Annotated in this window: 14 protein-coding genes; 3 read left to right on the plus strand and 11 right to left on the minus strand. The window is 71.8% G+C overall.

The window, feature by feature from the left end; genetic code table 11:
- Positions 1-71 precede the first annotated feature (71 nt).
- From BM076_RS22050 to BM076_RS22065, 4 genes are all read right to left on the minus strand, one after another.
- A complete protein-coding gene (locus BM076_RS22050) occupies positions 72-1,019 on the minus strand; it encodes a carbohydrate ABC transporter permease (RefSeq protein ID WP_407640690.1) in 948 nt (315 codons plus the stop codon).
- 44 nt (positions 1,020-1,063) lie between these two features.
- Positions 1,064-2,035: an ABC transporter permease gene (locus BM076_RS22055; protein ID WP_177246553.1), complete on the minus strand. Its 972-nt coding sequence runs from the start codon at positions 2,033-2,035 to the stop codon at positions 1,064-1,066.
- An 88-nt stretch (positions 2,036-2,123) separates the two neighbouring features.
- Positions 2,124-3,746: a type 2 periplasmic-binding domain-containing protein gene (locus tag BM076_RS22060; RefSeq protein WP_143120608.1), complete on the minus strand. Its 1,623-nt coding sequence runs from the start codon at positions 3,744-3,746 to the stop codon at positions 2,124-2,126.
- A gap of 38 nt (positions 3,747-3,784) precedes the next feature.
- Positions 3,785-5,410 (minus strand): FAD-dependent oxidoreductase, encoded by a 1,626-nt coding sequence (locus tag BM076_RS22065; RefSeq protein ID WP_093715386.1) that lies wholly within the window; start codon positions 5,408-5,410, stop codon positions 3,785-3,787.
- A 252-nt stretch (positions 5,411-5,662) separates the two neighbouring features.
- On the opposite strand from BM076_RS22065, the gene BM076_RS22070 reads away from it, so the two are divergent.
- Positions 5,663-6,748: a LacI family DNA-binding transcriptional regulator gene (locus tag BM076_RS22070; RefSeq protein WP_093715387.1), complete on the plus strand. Its 1,086-nt coding sequence runs from the start codon at positions 5,663-5,665 to the stop codon at positions 6,746-6,748.
- Here the strand turns inward: BM076_RS22070 and BM076_RS22075 are convergent.
- The 3 genes from BM076_RS22075 to BM076_RS22085 form a co-directional block, all read right to left on the minus strand.
- The gene (locus BM076_RS22075; protein ID WP_093715388.1) at positions 6,738-7,775 is read right to left on the minus strand and encodes a HEAT repeat domain-containing protein; all 1,038 of its coding nucleotides are present in this window, start codon (positions 7,773-7,775) and stop codon (positions 6,738-6,740) included. The genes BM076_RS22070 and BM076_RS22075 overlap by 11 nt on opposite strands.
- Positions 7,776-7,779: 4 nt before the next feature.
- Complete coding sequence (locus BM076_RS22080) at positions 7,780-8,445, minus strand: HEAT repeat domain-containing protein (protein ID WP_093715451.1); 666 nt, start codon at positions 8,443-8,445, stop codon at positions 7,780-7,782.
- Positions 8,446-9,202: 757 nt separating this feature from the next.
- Complete coding sequence (locus BM076_RS22085; protein WP_245796212.1) at positions 9,203-10,456, minus strand: MFS transporter; 1,254 nt, start codon at positions 10,454-10,456, stop codon at positions 9,203-9,205.
- A 233-nt stretch (positions 10,457-10,689) separates the two neighbouring features.
- On the opposite strand from BM076_RS22085, the gene BM076_RS22090 reads away from it, so the two are divergent.
- Positions 10,690-11,373 (plus strand): TetR/AcrR family transcriptional regulator, encoded by a 684-nt coding sequence (locus tag BM076_RS22090; protein ID WP_093715390.1) that lies wholly within the window; start codon positions 10,690-10,692, stop codon positions 11,371-11,373.
- A gap of 9 nt (positions 11,374-11,382) precedes the next feature.
- On the opposite strand, the gene BM076_RS22095 is transcribed toward BM076_RS22090, so the two are convergent.
- Positions 11,383-12,354: an acetylxylan esterase gene (locus tag BM076_RS22095; RefSeq protein WP_093715391.1), complete on the minus strand. Its 972-nt coding sequence runs from the start codon at positions 12,352-12,354 to the stop codon at positions 11,383-11,385.
- Positions 12,355-12,424: 70 nt separating this feature from the next.
- The gene (locus BM076_RS22100) at positions 12,425-14,575 is read right to left on the minus strand and encodes a glycoside hydrolase family 3 N-terminal domain-containing protein (protein ID WP_093715392.1); all 2,151 of its coding nucleotides are present in this window, start codon (positions 14,573-14,575) and stop codon (positions 12,425-12,427) included.
- Between the two features lie 194 nt (positions 14,576-14,769).
- Here BM076_RS22100 and BM076_RS22105 point away from each other — a divergent pair, with 194 nt between their 5' ends.
- Entirely contained in the window at positions 14,770-15,249 is a 480-nt protein-coding gene (locus BM076_RS22105) for a VOC family protein (RefSeq protein WP_093715393.1), read from the plus strand.
- Between the two features lie 56 nt (positions 15,250-15,305).
- Here BM076_RS22105 and sthA read toward each other — a convergent pair whose 3' ends face one another.
- Together sthA and BM076_RS22115 are read right to left on the minus strand one after the other, a co-directional pair.
- Positions 15,306-16,709 carry a Si-specific NAD(P)(+) transhydrogenase gene (gene sthA, locus BM076_RS22110; RefSeq protein ID WP_093715452.1) on the minus strand — a complete coding sequence of 468 codons (1,404 nt, stop codon included), beginning with the start codon at positions 16,707-16,709 and terminating at the stop codon, positions 15,306-15,308.
- Between the two features lie 103 nt (positions 16,710-16,812).
- A complete protein-coding gene (locus BM076_RS22115) occupies positions 16,813-17,982 on the minus strand; it encodes an ROK family transcriptional regulator (protein ID WP_093715394.1) in 1,170 nt (389 codons plus the stop codon).
- Between the last annotated feature and the right edge of the window lie 315 nt (positions 17,983-18,297).

Genomic DNA, 18,297 nt, shown 5'->3' on the forward strand with positions numbered 1-18,297 from the left:
TCAATTCCCTTCGTCCACAAGGAGATTGCGTGCGGGATGTGCGTACTGCCGGTCGGCGCCCGGGGGACGGCTCAGCCCTTGACCGCGCCGACCATGACCCCCTTCGAGAAGTGCCGCTGCAGGAAGGGGTAGACCAGGAGGATCGGCACCAGGCTGATCACGAGGATCGCCATCTGCAGCGACTGCTGCGGCGGAGGCGTCGTGCCGAGCGAGCTGATGTTGTCGGCGCCCAGCGGCGCGTTGTTCACCACGTAGGTGCGCAGCACCAGTTGGAGCGGCCACTTGGCGGTGTCGTTGATGTAGAGCATCGCGGTGAAGAAGCTGTTCCAGAAGCCGACGGCGTAGAAGAGCCCGACGACCGCGAGCACCGGCTTGGACAGCGGCAGCACGATCCGGGTCAGCACCCGGAATTCGCCCGCTCCGTCGATCCGCGCCGAGTCCAGGACGTCCTGCGGCAGGTCCATGAAGAACGACCGCACGACGATGACGTTGAAGCCGTTGATCATGACCGGCACGATCAGCGACCAGTAGCTGTTGAGCAGCCCCAGCTCCTTGACCACCAGATAGTTGGGGATGATCCCGGGGCTGAACATCAGGGTGAACAGCACCATCAGCAGCAGCGGTTTGGACGCGAAGGAGCCGGGACGCGACAGCGCGTACGCCAGCAGCGTCGTACAGGCGAGCGCCAGGAAGGTGCCGACGAGGGTGATGCCGAGCGAGACGAACAGCGCCCGGGTCACCACGCCGCCCGACAGCACGGCCCGGTAGGCGCCGACGGTCGGATGGCTCGGCCACAGTACGAAGCCGCCGGCATTGCTGACCTGGTCCTTGTCGGCCAGCGAGGTGGCGACCACCGCGATGAACGGCACCAGGACGACCGCGCAGCACAGCAGCAGCACCAGGCCCTTGAGCGCCCGTACCGGAAGTGACGCGCTGCCGGCCCCGGGGCCCGCGGTGGCCTTGCCGCGCCTGCCCGGCGGCGGCCCCGCGGGCGATCTGCGGCCCGCAGCCCGGGTGATCGGGCTGCGGCGTTGGGGCGTCCGGCGCCCGGTGACAGCGGTGCTCACGACTCGTACACCCCGCGCTCTCCGAAGATATGGGCGACCTTGTTGGCGCCCAGGACCAGTCCGACGCTGACCAGGCCCTTGACCAGTCCGACCGCGGCCGACACGCCCCATTCGCCGTTGATGACACCGTGGTTGTAGACGTAGGTGTCCAGCACCTCGGAGGCGTTGGTGCCCACCGGCGCCTGCTGGAGCAGGATCTGCTCGAAGCCGATGTTCAGCGAGTCGCCGAGCTTGAGGATGAACAGCAGCACGATGACGCTCTTGATGCCGGGCAGTGTCACGTGCCACAGCTGCCGCAGTCGGCTCGCGCCGTCGACGGCGGCGGCCTCGTACAGGCTCAGGTCGATCCGGGACAGCGCGGCGAGGAAGAGGATCGTGCCCCAGCCGGCGTCCTTCCAGATCACCTGCGAGGTGATCAGCACCTTGAACAGGCCCGGATCGCCGATGATGTGGATGCCGCCGGAGCCGTGCTGCACGAGCCAGGTGTTGAGCATCCCCGCGTTGCCCAGCATCGACTGGAACAGCGCGACCACGATCACCCACGACATGAAGTGCGGCAGGTACAGGATCGACTGCACCACCCGCTTGATCCGCTCCGACAGCAGCGAATTGAGCAGCAGCGCGACGGCGATCGGCACCGGGAAGACGAAGACCACCTGGGCGAGCGAGACGATCAGGGTGTTCTTCAGCGCCGTCATGAACTCCGGGTCACCGTTGAAGATGACGTCGAAGTTGGACCAGCCCACCCATGGCGACCCCGAGATGCCCAGATACGGCTGGTAGTCCTTGAACGCGATGACATTGCCGAGCAGCGGCAGATAGTAGAACAGCAGGACCACCGCGACACCGGGCGCCGCGAGCAGCAGCAGGAAGCGGTCCCGGCGCATGCGCTCGGCCCAGCCGGTGCCGTCACCGCGCGGCCGGCCGGCCCGGCGCCACCGGGTCCGCCGCGTCGCCTCGACAGCCATCTCTCCTCCAGGGTGTACGGGTATGTGCGTGGGTCGTGCCGTACGGTCCCGCACCGCACGCGGCCGTGCGGGACCGGACGCGGGCGGGTCAGGCCGTGGACCGCGAGTATTCGGCGGCCATCTTGTCCCCGCCCGTCGACCGCCACTGCTTGACCACGTCGTCCCAGTGGGACAGCGGCTGCCGGCCGAAGGCGATGTCGAGCTGCGCGTCGTCGGTGATCTTCTTGAGCTGCGAGCCCTTGCGGCTGTTGGTGTCCGAGTAGCGGCCCACCGCCGGGTTGGGGAGCAGACCGGCGGTCACCCGGGTGTGCCAGGCGTGCTGGGTGGTGACCGTCGCCTTCTGACCGGGGCCGAGGATGGTCGGCGCGTCGGTGATGTACTGCACGTCCACCAGCTCCCGCGAACCCTTCGCGGTGAGCGTCGGCATGCCGTCCTTCCAGGTGAAGTCGGTGCCCTCGACGCCGAACTTGCGGTAGAGGTGCTCCTGGGTGCCGATCGGCGCGCACAGCCAGTTGAGCAGATTCACCAGCGCCCGGGTCTTCTTCTCGCCCAGGCCCTTGCGGATCACGGTCAGGCCCTGGCTGCCGGTGCCGCCGAAGTGCCGGGCGTCACCGCCGCCGTCGTGCTTGGGCTCGACCATCGCGGTCACCTTGTCGTAGCCGATCTGCTGGCCGAAGATGTCCCAGGCCGCGTAGCCGTCGCTGGTCATCACCGTCCTGCCGCTGGTGAAGTATTCGCGCAGCGGCGTGAACTGGGCCGTCGCGGACGCCGCGTCCGGGTGGAACAGGCCCTGCTTGACCATGTCCCGCACCATGCCGAGCGCCTGCTTGGTCCGCTCGTCGGCCCAGGTGCTGGTGAAGGTGCCGGTGCTGTTGTCCCAGACGTTGGGCGCGCCGAGCATCATCTGCAGGTGCGTGACCATGCCCCACACGTCCGCGAACGCCCAGCGGCTCTTCTTGGGATCGGTGACGTCCTTCATCAGCTGGAGGAATTCCTGGTAGCTCTTCGGCTCCGGATTCGCGCCCAGTTGCTGGATGAGGTCGACGCGGGCGAACAGCGGGTTGGAGGGCAGCGCGCGCGGCTGCGGCACCGCGTAGATCGTCCCGTTGGCGACCGCCGTCTTCCACGATGCGGTAGGGATGTTCGCCAGATACGGGAACTCCTTGGCCGCGTCCCCCGACAGATACGGTCCGAGGTCCGCGAAGAGCCGCGACATCACCTGCGGCTGGTCCGGGGTGGGCACGGGGAAGCCCGCGATGTCGGGCAGGTCGCCGCCGGCGATCAGCGTCTGGAATTTGGTCGGGTAGTCGCCGCCGGTCGCCAGGGTGATCTTCAGATCCGCGCCCGCGCCCTTGTTGAGCCGCTGCCAGAAGGCGTTGTTCCCGGGCTTGGGCGGGACCGCGCTGTAGGTCGGATAAATGATGCTGACCTCGTCCAGACCTTCGAGCGGCGGCGTCGGGAAGGCGGGCTTGGGGTTGCGCGGGTAGCTGAAATAGCCGGGCATGGAGCCCTGCGGACTGGCCGGCAGGTCCGGGCGCACCGCGGTGACCGGCGCGTACGTGGGCAGTTCGGCCTTGGCGTCGCTCGCCGAGGTGTCCTTCGTCGCGCTGCTGGTGGAGCACGACGAGAGCAGCGGTACGGCCGCGCCCGCGGCCACCGCGGAACCGGCGGCCAGGAACGTGCGGCGGGAGGGACCAGTCTGGGATGCCATGGCGGCGGGCCTTCCGTGCGGGTGGTGGGACGGGCGCGTCATCTGTGCGCCGTACGGATGTGTTCGGGCCAGCCGAGCTGGAAGCCCAGCGTCCCGGTGAGCAGCTGCTGGAAGTCGGCGAGCAGCGCGGGGTCGTTGCGGACCTTGCGCGGCGTGGCGCCGGTGTTCAGGCAGTGCGCGGCGAGCGCTCCGGCCGCCTCGCCGACGTTCCACTCCACCGGGTGCAGCCGGTAGCAGCCGTTGGTGATGTGGGTGGTGCCGATGTTCTTGTTGGCGGGCAGCAGATTCTCCACGCGCCGCGGTATCAGCGCGCCGAGCGGGATCTGGAACGGGTGGTCGGCGATGTCGATGTAGGTGCGCGGGCCGTCCTCGTCACCGGTGCTGGGGTGCAGATCGATCCGGTACGAGCCGACCCCGACGGAGTCCGGGTAGACCTCGGAACCCGCGGGCAGCCCCGCCAGCGCCCTGGCCTCCACGCCGACGTGCTGTTCGAGCACGGTCAGCTCGGCCAGGACGCGGCGCGACTCGCGGATGTACGGCCGCATCGCGAGGCCGTCGTCGGTGCCGAGCACGTCGCCGCGCAGCCGCAGCCCCGGATAACCGGTGCCGCCGTCCAGCCGCGGCGCCTCGGTCTGCATCCAGTACAGGAACGACAGGCTCTGCTGCCGGGCCGCCGCCAGATGACGCGCCCTGGTCGGCTCGTCCACGCCGAGCAGCGGGCCCGCCATGTAGTCGATCTGCGGCCAGTTGACCATCGTGATGTCGCTGGCGTAGCGGCCCGGCGCGTAGTGCGCCGCGGAGAAGATCCGGCGGAAGTTCCACCGGTCGGCGGTGACATGGCCGCGCGGCGAGTCGGGGTGCTCGAAGATCGCCTCGCGGCGCGGGGCGAGGGTCTGCGGAATCACGTCCTGCCAGGACAGCAGCTTGGCGGGCCAGAAGTCCGGCCGGTAGTCGCGCCAGAAGGCGTAGTCGGCCGGGCGGTCCACGGTGAAGTCGCCGTCGGGGTGGTAGTCGACGGCGAAGCACCAGGTGAACGCCTGCTGGTCCAGCGGTCTTGCCGGGCCGTCCACCGCGTGCGGCTCACCGGTGTCGTCCCGGCTCTCGGCGCCGATGACGTGCTCGACACCGGCGAGTTCCAGCAGATCGCCCAGTTCGGTCGCGTCCAGGACGTACGGCGCGGTGACGGTGACCTCCTCACCGCTGAGCCGGGAACGCAGCGTGACCGCGGTGATCTGGTCGCCCTCGGTCTCGGCCGCGACCGGCTCGTGCTCCAGCAGCACGGTCAGCTGCGTGTCGGCCTGGTACGGAGCCAGCAGCTCCCCGATCGCGATGACGCCGACCCGGGGCTCGTGGCAGATCGGACTGACCCCGCCGCCGCCCGGATTGAGCAGCGGGGCGGCCCTGGCGTCCGCGTTGAGGTCGTAGGTGCGCCGGTAGTAGTCACGGATGTTGTTGCGCAGCCGCCGGTAGTTGCGGGTGGCGCCCTGCGTCTCGATCCACGGGTGCTCGTCCGGTGGTACGGCCTGCGAGGTCATCTGGCCACCGAGCCACGCGGACTCCTCGGTCAGTACGACGCGACGTCCCAGCTGGGCGGCGGCGAGGGCGGCGGCAGCGCCGCCGAGACCGCCGCCGACCACCAGGACATCCGTCTCCTGCACCGTCATGGGGAACCTTTCCGCCGGGGGACTCCGGCCGCCGCCGCCCGCTCCCGCAGGCATGCGCCGGCCCGTCCGCAGAACACAACGTGTGGGGGTGACGCGCCTGCGGGGACGCCTGTGGGCGGCGTGTGTTTCGCAGTGATAAAGCGCATCAACCAATGCGGTTAACTTAGGGCGGTTACGCTAAGGTGTCAACGGAGTGGACCGCGGAGATTCCGGCTCTCGGACGACGCTCACGGACACAGATCGGGGGCGGGCATGACCAAGGCCAAGCGCACGGGCGGCTCCACCGGGCGTCGCAAGATCACCCAGGCCGACGTGGCCCGGCACGCCGGAGTGTCGACGGGCATCGTCTCCTCCGTCATCAACGGCAGGGACTACGGCTCGATCCGGGTCAGCGACGCCACCCGCGACCGGGTGCGGCAGTCCGTACGGGAGCTGGGCTACGTGCCCAACATCGCGGCCCGCAATCTGGCCCGCGGCAGCAACCGGCTGGTCGGGGTCTTCACCTACCAGCCGATCTTCCCGCTGGAGAGCCGCGACTTCTACTACGAATTCCTCATCGGCATCGAGGAGGAGGCCGAGCGGGCGGGCTACAACCTGCTGCTGGTCACCGGCTCCAAGGACGAGCACCAGGAACGGTCGATCTTCGCCGGCGGCCTCAACAGCCTCCAGCTCGCCGACGGTTCGGTCCTCATCGGGGTCAACGAGTCGGCGGGCGAACTGGCCAGGCTCACCGACGAGGCGTACCCCTTCGTCTTCGTCGGCCACCGCGAGATTCCCGGCATCGACCTCTCGTACGTCGCCGCCGACTACTTCGGCGGCACCTCGGCGATCGTCACCGGGCTCGCCGGGCGCGGGCACCGGCGGATCGCCCTGGTCCAGAGCGCCCAGGGGTTCGAGGGCATCCCCGGGCGCCGCGCCGGATTCCGCGCCGCCCGCACCGCGCTCGGGCTCAGCTCCGAGGAAGCGCCCGTCATCACGCTCGGCGCGCCCGCGGGGGACATCGAGACCGACGAGGTGGCCGCTGATGTGCCGGCGCTCCTCGCGCGGATCGCGCGCCAGGGGATCACCGCTCTGATCGTCGAGGTCAGCACCGACGCCGCCGAGATCCGGCAGGCCGCCGTCGCCTCGGGACTCGATGTGCCCGGGGACCTGGCGCTCGTCGGGCTCAGCGGGACGCCCGAGCAGCCGCAGGTCTCCGACCTGGCGGAGATCCACATCCCGCGGCGCGAGATGGGACAGGAGGCGGTGCGCCTGCTGCTCCGGCTGCTCGCGGAACCGGAGTCGGCGCCGCTGCGTTCCACGCTGGACTGCGGACTCCGTCCGGGGGTCACTCTCTGACGGCGCCGCGCGGGCCGTCTGGTCGGTCCGCGTCGCGGAGCCGGCGAAGATACGTGGCGGTCAGCGCGACCGCACGGTCCTCGTCGTGCGACAGCTCCACGAGGGCGTGTGCCGCCGTCGGCCCCGGAATGTCGGCCAGCGCCTGGGTCAGCCGCCCGCGTGCGGGTGCCCCGGTCGTGTCGTCCGCGAGGCGGTCGACGAGCACCGTCGCGATCCGGTCCGCCGCCGCGGTGTCGCCCGCCAGTACGCTCAGGGCGTCGGCCGCGTCGGTGTCGTTCCTGCCCACCACGATCATGTCGATGAGCGCGGGGAGCGCATCGGCCGCACCCCGCGTGCCGAGTGCCAGGGCCGCTTGGCCACGGACCACGGGGTCGGGGCTCGCGAGGGCGTCCCGCAGCAGTGCGGTTCCCCCCTCGCCGGGCAGTTCGGCCAGGGCCCGGACGGCACGCTCCCGCACCGCCGCCTCGGGTGAGCCGAGGCCCTCGGCCAGCAGTGCCAGGGGATCGTCGTCGGATCGCGCCAACGCCCACCGCAGGGCGCCCGCGACATGGGGATCCGACTCACTCAGTACCGCCTCGACCAGGGCGTCCACCGGCACCGGAACGCCGCCGCCCGCGGAGAGGACCGCGCGCTGGCGCGTCCCTGCGCTCTTCGACCCCAGCGCCCGCAGCAGGGCGACGACCTGGAGCACGTCCTCCCAGTCGGCGGGGTCGGCGGCCTCGATCCGCCGGAGCTTGGTGAGCAGTTCGGTCTCGGCCGCGATACGGTCGCGTGTCTCACGGACGAGGTCGGCGACGAGCGCCGAGGGCGCGAACGCGGGATCGTCGAGCGCGCGCCCGATCGCACGCAGCGACAGGCCCAGCGACCGCAGGCTCTCGATGTGGAAGATCCGCCGGATGTCCTGCGCGGAATACTCCCGGTAGCCGGAGCCCGTACGGCCGGACGGCCGTACGAGGCCCAGCGATTCGTAGTGCCGGAGCATGCGGGCACTGACCCCGGACCGTGCGGCCACCTCACCGATCAACACAGGCTCAATCGTCCGCCGTGGGGGCTCCGGCGAGTGCGACGACGCGCTTGGCCTCCTCGATCGCCGACGCGAATCCGGCGTCGGGGTCCCGCAGCAGCCGCTGTACGGCGAGAGCGTGCACGCGTACGTCAGGACGCGCGGCTGACGCGGCGGCACGCAGGGCCGGGACCGCCGCGTCGCCGAGCGCGGCCAGGGCCTGGCCGAGGCTCAGCCGCGTCTCGTGCTCGCCGCGCCCGAGTTGCGTCGCCAGGAGCCCGGCCAGGGCTCGCTCCTCGCCCTCCGGGACGAGCACGACCGCGGTCCGCCAGGCGCTGCGCGCCACCTCGTCGTCGGGGTCCGACAGCAGGGCCCGGGTGATCGCCGGCCATGCCTGGCGGTCGCCGATCTTGGAGAGCGTGTGCAGCGCCTGGCTGCGCGCCTGCGCCCGGTCCGAGCGGAGTTCGCGGATCAGCCGCGGGACCGTCAGGGACGCCGGGTGGCGGGTGAGGGCCCAGGTCAGCATGTCGCGCACGAAGAAGTCGGTTTCTGTCGCGCAGCGTTCGACCAGCTTGTCGATGAAGGGCGGCTCGGGCGCCGTGCCGATCGCGAGGGCGGCTTGCAGCCGGGCTTGTGGGCGGGTGTCCTCCAAGGCTCGGAGTGCCTTGGCCGTGTCGGCTTTCGTCGTGGTCATCGGGACCACCTCCTCGGCCGCCACCCAAAACCTTGCCACCCTGTCAAGGTCAACCCCCGGCCCCGCCCATACCCGCGCGCACGGAGGACGGTCCCCTCCTGCGGAGCGCGGTGCGTGATCCCCTGTCGGGGGGTGCGCGATCTCCTGCGGAGTGCGGTGCGCGATCCCCTGGCCGGGGGTGGCTGATGTCTCCTGCGGAGTGCGGTTTCCCCTCCGGGGGCAGGTGGCTGAGGTCTCCTGCGGAGTGCGGTGAGTCAGGTCTTTTAGGGGCGCGGGGAACTGCGCGGCCCGCCCCCACCGGCCGGTGGGGGCACAACAAACAGCGTCTGCCCCGCTGGGGGCGGTTTTTTGTCCGAAGGCCCGCTGCGGCTGGGCGCGCAGTTCCCCGCGCCCCTATCGGGCACCCACTTCCGTAAGCGTCGCGTCGAGCCCCCGCGCCCCTAAAGAGGGGCACCCTTCTCGGCAGGGAGGCGGGTACAGGGGCCGCGCCCCTGAGGGTGAACGTCCCCCGCACAGTGCAGGGCGCGCCCCGCGCCCCCATCGGGCACCCGCTCCCGCCAGCGCAGCGCCGCGTGCCCGCGCCCTTAAAGGGGCACCCTTCTCCGCGGAGAGGCGGGTACAGGGGCCGCGCCTCTGAGGGTGAACGTCCTCCGCATGGTGCGGGTACAGGGGCCGCCACCCCGAGGGTGGACGTCTTCCGCACGGGCGGGGACAGGGGGCGTGCCCCTGGAAGGTGGCCCATTTCCGGGGAGGGGAATCAGGCGCCGACTTCCGCGGGGGCGGGGGTTTTCCTAGGCGGAGCCGGAGCTTCGTAGGTCCAGAAGGGGCGGACGAGGGGAGCGGCGAGGGCGACGATGGCGAGGCAGGCGAAGCCGCCGAAGGCCCAGGCGGTCGCGGGACCGAGAGCCGCGGACATCGTGCCCGCACGAAGGTCGCCGAGGCGGGGACCGCCGGCGACGACGACGGTGTGAACGCCCTGCATGCGCCCGCGCATCTCGTCGGGCGCGTACGTCTGGAGCAGGGTCTGCCGCAGCACGGCGCTGACGAGATCCGCGGCGCCGGCGACGGCGAGCAGGAGGACGACGAGCCAGAGCTGCCGGGCGAGCCCGGAGACCCCGATGGCGCCGCCCCAGACGAGCACCGCGCCGGTGAGGACCACGCCCTGCCGGCGGATCCGGCCGATCCAGCCGCTGGCGAATCCGGCGAGGACGGAACCGATCGGGATGGCGGCGTAGAGCAGTCCGACCGAGCCGTCGAACCGGGCGTCGGCGACGGCCGGGAAGAGGGAGCGCGGCATCGCGAGCATCATCGCGCAGATGTCGACGAAGAAGCTCATGACGAGGACGGGCCGTCCGCCGATGAAGGAGAGCCCTTCGCGCACGGATCGCAGGCCGAGCCGGGCGGCGGCACGGTCCGGCGGGAGTTTGGGCAGCCGCAGGGTGGAGTAGAGGGCGGCGGTGAACAGGGCGGCGTCCGCACCGTAGGCGTAGGCGAAGCCGTGCGGGAAGGTGACGAGGACACCGGCGATCAGCGGCGCGATCACCTCGCCGACGGTGCCGACCACGTAATTGAGGGTGTTGGCGGCCGGGATCAGCTCGGGCTCGACGATCCGCGGCACGATCGCGCCGCGCGCGGAACTGGCCATGGCGAAGCCCGCGGACTGCACCGCGACCAGCGCGAGGATGAGCCCGACACTGCGGACGCCGAGCACCGTCTGCGCGAGCAGTGCGAGCGTCACCGCCCAGGTGCCGAGCGAGGACCACAGATACAGCTTCCTGCGGTCGACGGCGTCGGCGATCGCGCCCCCGTAGAGGCCGAAGACGATCAGCGGCAGCAGCCCGGCGAAGCCGACCATGCCGACGTAGAAGGAGGAGTGCGAGATGCGGTAGACCTGCACCGGCACCGCGACCTGGGTGAGCATCGATCCGACGAAGGACGTGCCCTGGCCGATGAAGAGCCGTCGGAAGACGGGCTGCGCCAGCGGGCGGGTGTCGATGGCGTGGTCGGCCACCAGCCGCCGTATCCCGCGAGGCGCCCGCCCTGGCCCGGGTCCGCGCGCGCCGCTCACGGGCGGCGGCTGGTTTCCATGCCGCCCTCGGCCGCGCGGTCGGAGATCGTGGCCCGGGCGGATATGGCCCGGGGGGCGTGCGGTGTGCTGGTCCGTGTCATACGATCCAGGCTAGACGGACCGTCGCGTTGCGTCTAGAAGATTCTGCCCTACGCTTGGGCACCGTGGAGGCAGACATGGAGCGAGGAAGCGCGAGCGCCGGGCCCGCGACCGGGGCTGAGACCGCGACCGGGAGCGGTACGGCGGTCCGGCACCACGGCAATCGGCACGGCCGCAGCGAGGCCGCGCGGATGGCGGTGCTGGAGGCGGCCGACGACCTGCTGGTCGAGAAGGGCTTCGCGGGCGTCACCATCGAGGGCATCGCGGCCGGCGCCGGGGTCGCCAAGCAGACCATCTACCGCTGGTGGAACACCAAGACCGACATCCTGCTCGACGCCTTCCTCCAGGACGCGGCCGAGGCGTTCACCCCGGCCGACCACGGCGACCTGGCCGCGGACCTGCGCGACCACCTGGGACGGCTGGCCGACTTCCTGGCCGGCTCCGACGCGGGCGCCGTCTTCCGCGCCCTGCTCGGCCACGCCCAGCACGACCCCGCTTTCGCCGCCGTACTGCGCGCCCGCTACCTGGACGAGCAGCGCCGCCGCGACCGGCTCCCGCTGGAGAACGCGATCGCCCGCGGCGAGCTGTCCGCGGGGCTCGACCTGGCCTTCGAGGTCGACCGGCTCGTGGGGCCGCTCTACCACCGCGTCCTGGTCACCGGCGACCCCGTCGACCGGGCCTTCACCGACCGCCTGGTCGACGACTTCCTGCGCCGCCCGCCGCACCCGCCCGCGTCGGCGGCCGGCGGCGGGACCCCGTAGCGCCGCGCGTCAGGCCAGCACCTTCGCGAGGTACCGGATCTGCTCGGCGGTCTGGAAGGCGGCACCGCCCTCGTGGCCGTTGTACTTCCAGACCCGGATGTCCTTGTCCGCGCCCGCCCAGTGGTTGTATGCGGCGAAGACCGTCGACGGCGGGCACGTGGCGTCCATCAGGGCCGCCGAGAACAGCGCGGGCGCGGTGGCGCGGGCGGCCAGATTGACGCCGTCGAAGTAGTCGAGCACGCCCAACGCGGTCTCCGCGCGGTGCCGTTGGGTGCGCAGATAGGTGACCAGCTCCAGATACGGGCTGTTGTCGGTGATCTCCACCGCGCGCCGGAAGTGGCACAGGAAGGGCACGTCGACGATCGCCCCCGCCAGGCCCTCGGACAGGGCGGCCGACGCGATGGCGATGCCGCCGCCCTGGCTGCCGCCGTACACCGCGATCCGGTCCGGGTCGACCGCCGGGTGCTGCCGCGCGGTGTCGACCGCGCGGGCCGCGTCGGTGAACAGCCGCCGGTAGTAGTACGTCTCGGGCGAGCCGATGCCGCGGGTGAGATAGCCGGGCGTGCCCGGGTCGCCCGCCGGAGCGGGGTCGGGGGTCACCGCGTGCGTGTAACCGCCGCTGCCCTGCCCCCGGCTGTCCATCACCAGATTCGCGTAGCCCGCGGCCGACCAGGTCAGATACTCGTGCGGCAGTCCGCGCCCGCCGTTGTAGCCGATGTACTCCACGACGCAGGGCAGCGGCCCCCGGGCGCCGCGCGGCAGCATCAGCCAGGCGCGGATCGGGTGCCCGTCGAAGCCGGAGAAGGTGACGTCGTACACCTCGACGGTCCGCAATCCCGAGTCGTACGGCACGAATCGGGGCGCCGTGGCGGCGGCGCGGGCCGCGCCGAGGGTGCGCTGCCAGAAGGCGTCGAAGTCGGCGGGCTCGGAGCGCTCCGGCCGGTAGCCGCGCAGTTCGGACAGCGGGGAGTCGACAAGCATGGCGGTGGAGCCCTTTCACGGAGTGCGTGCGGGAGGACGGAGCAGGTGTACGGAGACGGGTAGGGCGGCGTCAGCGGGTGAGCATCAGCGTGCGGTGCGCGCGGGCCGCCGAACTGCCGCCCGCGTACACGTCGATCGCGCCCGGCTCGACGGTGTGCCGGCCCGCCGGGTCGTGGGTCCAGAAGCCGAGGTCGTCGGCGCCGAGCCGGAAGCGCACCTCGGCGCTCTCGCCGGGCGCGAGGGTGACGCGTCGAAAGCCCCGCAGCCGCCGTACCGGCTGCACGATCGACGCGGCCCGGTCGTGCACATAGAGCTGGACGACCTCGTCGCCGGTGCGCGGGCCGGTGTTGCGTACGGCGACGGTGACCTCGACGTGCGCGCCCGCGCGCAGTTCGGCCACGGAGGCGGTACCGGCGGCGAGCCGGGGTTCGCCGATCTCGAACTCGGTGTAGCTCAGGCCGTGTCCGAAGGGGAAGCGCGGGCCGTGCGCGGTGTCGAGGTAGGACGAGACGAAGGGCGCGTCCGGGCGGTCCGGGTCGGCGGGGCGGCCGGTGTTCTCGTGGTTGTAGTAGAGCGGGAGCTGTCCGACCGAGCGGGGGAGCGTCACGGGCAGCTTGCCGCCGGGGTTGACGGAGCCGAACAGCACGTCGGCGATCGCGTGCCCGGCCTCGATGCCCGGGTGCCAGGCGGCGAGCACGGCGGGCGCCGCGTCGATCCAGCCCTCGACGGTCAGCGGCCGGCCGGTGACCAGCACCACGGCGAAGGGCGTACCGGTCGCCGCGACCGCGTGGATCAACTCCTCTTGACCCGGGGGCAGTCCGATGTCGGCGCGGGAGGACGCCTCGCCGCTGACCGCGGTCGGTTCGCCCACGACCAGTACCACCGCGTCGGCGGCGCGGGCCGCCGCGACCGCCTCGGCGCCGCCCGCCGCATGCCGCACCTCGGCGTCCGGCGCCGCCGCCCGTACGGCGTCCAGCACGGTGACCGCCGGGAAGCGGGCCTCGCCGGGACCCGACCAAGTGCCGTGCAGATCGGCCGAGTCGGCGAACGGCCCGAGGACGGCCAGCGACCGTACGGTCGCGGCCAGCGGCAGCACCGGCCCGTCGTTCTTCAGCAGCACCGTGCAGCGGGCCGCCGCCCACCGGGCCGCCGCGCGGGACTCGGGTGTCGGCCCGCCGAGTGCGGCGGCCTCGTCCGCGTACGGCCGCTCGAACAGGCCGAGCCGGAATTTCAGCCGCAGGACGCGGCGCACGGCGTCGTCCAGACGTGCCGCGCCGAGGTCGCCCCGGTCCAGCAACTCCCGGCCGTGATCGGCCAGATGCGTACTGGCCATCTCCATGTCGAGCCCGGCGCCGAAGGCGATCCTGGCCGCGTCCGCCGCGTCCTCGGCCAGGCCGTGCACCGTCAGTTCGCGCACACCGCCCCAGTCGCTGACCACGACGCCGTCGAAACCCCACTCGCCCTTGAGGACGTCCGTGAGCAGGTGCGGGTGGGCGTGCGCCGGGACGCCGCCGACCGTGGTGAACGCCGCCATCACCGAGGCCGCACCCGCGTCCACCGCGGCGCGGAAGGGCGGCAGGTGGAGATTGCGCAGCCGCTGCTCGGAGAGGTCGACCGTGTTGTAGTCCCGGCCGCCCTCGACGGCGCCGTAACCGGCGAAGTGCTTGGCGCAGGCCGCGACGCGGCGCGGGTCCGCCAGGTCCTCGCCCTGGTAGCCGCGGACCTTCGCCGCCGCGAGGACCGCGGTCAGATACGGGTCCTCGCCGCCGCTCTCGGCGATCCGCCCCCAGCGCGGCTCGTGGGTGACGTCCATCATCGGGGAGAACGTCCAGTGCACCCCGTTGGAGCGGGCCTCGGCCGCGGAGACCTCGGCGTCCCGTACGGCGACCGACGGATCGAAGGCGGCGGCCTGCGCCAGCGGGATCGGGAAGGTGGTCCAGAAACCGTGCACCACGTCGAAGCCGAACAGCAGCGGGACGCCGAGCCGGGACTCCTCGACCGCGATCCGCTGGAGCGCGTTGGTGTGCGCGGCGCCGTGCAGATTGAGCACCGAGCCGAGGACGCCCTTGCGGGCGGCGGCCTCGGCGAGGTGATTCTGCCCGCCACCCGGTCCGGTGTCGCCGTTCCAGGCGAGCTGCTGGAGCTGGCCGAGCTTCTCCTCGACGGTCATCCGCGCCAGCAGGGCGTCGATCCTGCCCTCGGACGTGCGGTCGTGCTGCATGCGGTGGGCCCCCAGAACGCGGTGGACGACCGCTTGTACGCGGCGGCCACCCGCGACGATAATGCGCTTTATTAAGTTCCGCAACGGTCACCGGAAGGAGTGCCCGCGGCGGCGATGAGTTTCCGGTGCGGGCACGGTCGAAGTAGGTGAAGCGACGGCGCGAGGGCGCCGGCGCCCGACGCGAGGAGACCGCGATGCCCAGGATCACCCCCAACCTCTGGTTCGACACCCAGAGCAGGGAAGCCGCCGAGTTCTACATCTCGGTGTTCCCGAACTCCCGGATCACCGCTGTCACGTACTACGGCGAGGCGGGTCCGCGCGAGGCGGGCACCGTACTGACCGTGTCCTTCGAGCTGGACGGACAGCCGTTCCTCGCGATCGACGGCGGGCCGGAGTTCACCTTCACCGAGGCCGTCTCCTTCGAGGTGGAGTGCGCCGACCAGGATGAGATCGACTACTACTGGACCAGGCTGTCCGAGGGCGGTTCCGAGGGACCGTGCGGCTGGCTGAAGGACAAGTACGGCCTGTCCTGGCAGGTCGCGCCGGCCGGGATGGCCGAACTGCTCAACGACCCGGACACCGCGCGCGGCCAGCGGGCCATGAAGGCGATGTTCGGCATGAAGAAGATCGACCTGGCGGCGCTGCTCGCCGCGGCCGACGGGACCGGGGAGTAGGCCGCCGCGTCAGAACGGACGGCGACGCGGGACGGACGACGTGCCGGACGGCGGGCTCAGTCCGCCATCCGGTCGATCTGCCGGATCTTGTTGGTGACGTCCAGCGCCGCGACCTTGTACGACTCGGCGAGCGTCGGGTAGTTGAAGACGGCGTCCACCAGATAGTCGACGGTGCCGCCGCAGCCCATCAGCGCCTGCCCGATGTGGATCAGCTCCGTGGCGCCGGTGCCGAAGCAGTGCACGCCCAGCAGTGTGCGGTCGGACGGCGAGACCAGCAGCTTCAGCATGCCGTGCGCGTCACCGATGATCTGGCCGCGGGCCAGTTCGCGGTAGCGGGACACCCCGACCTCGAACGGCACCAGGTCGTCGGTGAGCTGGTCCTCGGTGCGGCCGATGAAGCTGACCTCGGGAATGGTGTAGATGCCGATCGGCTGCACGTCCTGGATGGCGTGCACCGGTTCGCCGCACGCGTGGTACGCCGCCGTCCGCCCCTGCTCCATCGATGTCGCCGCGAGCGCGGGGAAACCGATGACGTCGCCGACCGCGTAGATGTGCGGCACCGCGGTGCGGTAGTGCTCGTCCACGGAGATCCTGCCGCGCTTGTCGGCCCGCAACCCGGCCTTGTCCAGGTCGAGTTCGTCGGTCAGGCCCTGCCTGCCCGCGGAGTACATCACTGCGTCGGCGGCGATCTTCTTGCCGCTCTCCAGCACGGTCAGGGTGCCCCGCGCGTGCCGTTCGACGGCCGCGACGGTCTCGCCGAAGCGGAAGGTGACGGCCAGGTCGCGCAGGTGGTACTTGAGCGCCTCGACGATCTCGCCGTCGCAGAAGTCCAGCATGCCCTCGCGCTGTTCGACCACCGTGATCTTGCTGCCGAGCGCGGCGAACATCGACGCGTACTCCATGCCGATGACCCCGGCGCCGACGATCACCATCGAGCGCGGCACCCGCTCCATGCTGAGGATGCTGTCGGAGTCCATCACCGTACGGTCGTCGAACTCCACGCTCGCCGGGCGGGCCGGCCGGGTGCCGGTGGCGATCACGATGTGCTCGGCCGTCACCAGGCGGTCCTGGCCCACCGCGTCGCGCACCGCGACCGTGTGCTGGTCCACGAAGCGGCCGGTGCCGGGCAGCAGCGTCACCTGGTTCCTGGAGAGCTGACTGCGGACGACGTCCACCTCGCGGCTGACCACGTGCTGCGTCCTGGCGGTCAGGTCCGCGACGGTGATGTCCTCCTTGAGCCGGTAGCTCTGGCCGTACAGATCACGCTGATTGAGGCCGGTGAGATAGAGCACCGCCTCCCGGAGCGTCTTCGACGGGATCGTGCCGGTGTGGATCGACACCCCGCCCACGGAATCCGTGCGGTCGACCACCGCCGCCCGCCGTCCGAGCTTGGCCGCCGCGATGGCGGCCTTCTGTCCACCTGGACCGGAACCGATCACCAATACGTCGAAGTCGGGCACACATGCGAGTGTGACAGCCATGGGCCCGGCCCGGAAGGCCCTTCGTCCGGAAGGCCCGTGAGGCGATCACCCACGTGGCCGCCCTCCGGGGGCCGCCCGTACCTCATCTGACGGGCGCGAACAGCCGCTGCGCCGCGACCGCCGCGCCGCCGCGCGCCCACTCCTCGAAGGGCAGCGGGCGCAGCAGCAGATCGCACTCGGCCGCCGCGCCGAACGCCCGGGCGGCGAAGGTCTCGCGGATCTGCTCGGCGAACAGGTCGTAGGTCGCCACCCCCTCGCCGGAGATGATGATCCGCTCGGGACCGATCAGATTGGCGACCGACGCGATCGCCAGGCCCAGCGCGTGCCCGGCCCGGGAGAACACCGCCCGCACCGTCTCGTCCCCGGAGTGCGCCAGCCGTACGGCGTCGGCCATCGTCAGCTCCGGATTCCCGGTGGCCTGCCGGGCCTGGTCGGTGATCGCGTGGGTGGACGCGACGGCCTCCACGCAGCCGGTGTTGCCACAGGTGCAGGTGCGCTCCCCGCCGCCGACCGGCAGATGGCCGACCTCGCCGGACACGCCGTGCGCGCCGGACACCACCCGGCCGCCGATGGACAGCCCGCAGCCGATCCCGGCGCCGACCGTGATCAGCGCGAAGGAGTCGAGGCCCGCGCCCGCGCCGAACCACTGCTCGGTGACGGTCAGGGCGCGTACGTCGTTCTCGATCACCGTCGGTGTGCCGGTCGCCGCCTCGACCAGCCGGGCCAGGGAGACCCGGCGCCAGTCGAGGAACGGCGAATACTGCACGACACCGGTCTGCCCGTCGACATCCCCCGAGATCGTCACACCGATGCTGTGCACGTCCTCGCCGCGCGTGCCACCGCTGTGGCCGGCGTCGGCCGCCGCGCGCAGCCGCTCCACCAGCCGGGCGATCGCCAGCACCACGCTGTCGACGTCCCGCGAGTCCAGCGCGGCCCGGCGGGCCACCAGCGGCTTCGCGGTCAGATCGGCGAGCACCCCGATCAACTCGTCCGCGGTGACCTTGACCCCGATGAAACGGGCCCGCTCGGGGCGTACCGCGATCAAGGTGGCGGGCCGGCCGGTCGGCCGCTTCGGGGCGGGCGTGCTCAGTTCGGTGATCCACCCGTCGCTGAGCAGCGGCGCCGTCGCCTTGGTGACGGCGCCCGCGGACAGGCCCGTACGGCGGCCCGCCTCGGCCCGGGTGAGCGGCCCCTGGGCGAGCAGGGTCTGGAACACCAGGGCAGCGGCGGGCGGCTGATCGGCGAGGGTCACACCGGCGACCTTACCTTTCCCATGGAAGGGAAGAGAAGCCGTTTCGTCGGGACACGAGTCCACAGTTTTCACAGGATCGGGCCGTACGTAAGGCGCCGAGTATGTTGACGATGGAAGGAAACTCTGGCTACAGTCGCCGCGTTCCACCGCCGAGCGTGGCCCGGGACGGCCGCGCACGGCAGGAACGACGGCCGGTTCCCCCCTTCTCCCTCCCACCGGCCGCGGCCCGCGCACCGGGCGGCGTCCCCTTCGGCCGCCCCGACGCCGCGGGCGCCCATGCCGATCCCACCCTCCTCGTCACCGGCTCCGCCGTGC

It is taken from the genome of Actinacidiphila alni, from assembly GCF_900112845.1.
GTDB classification, from domain to species: domain Bacteria; phylum Actinomycetota; class Actinomycetes; order Streptomycetales; family Streptomycetaceae; genus Actinacidiphila; species Actinacidiphila alni.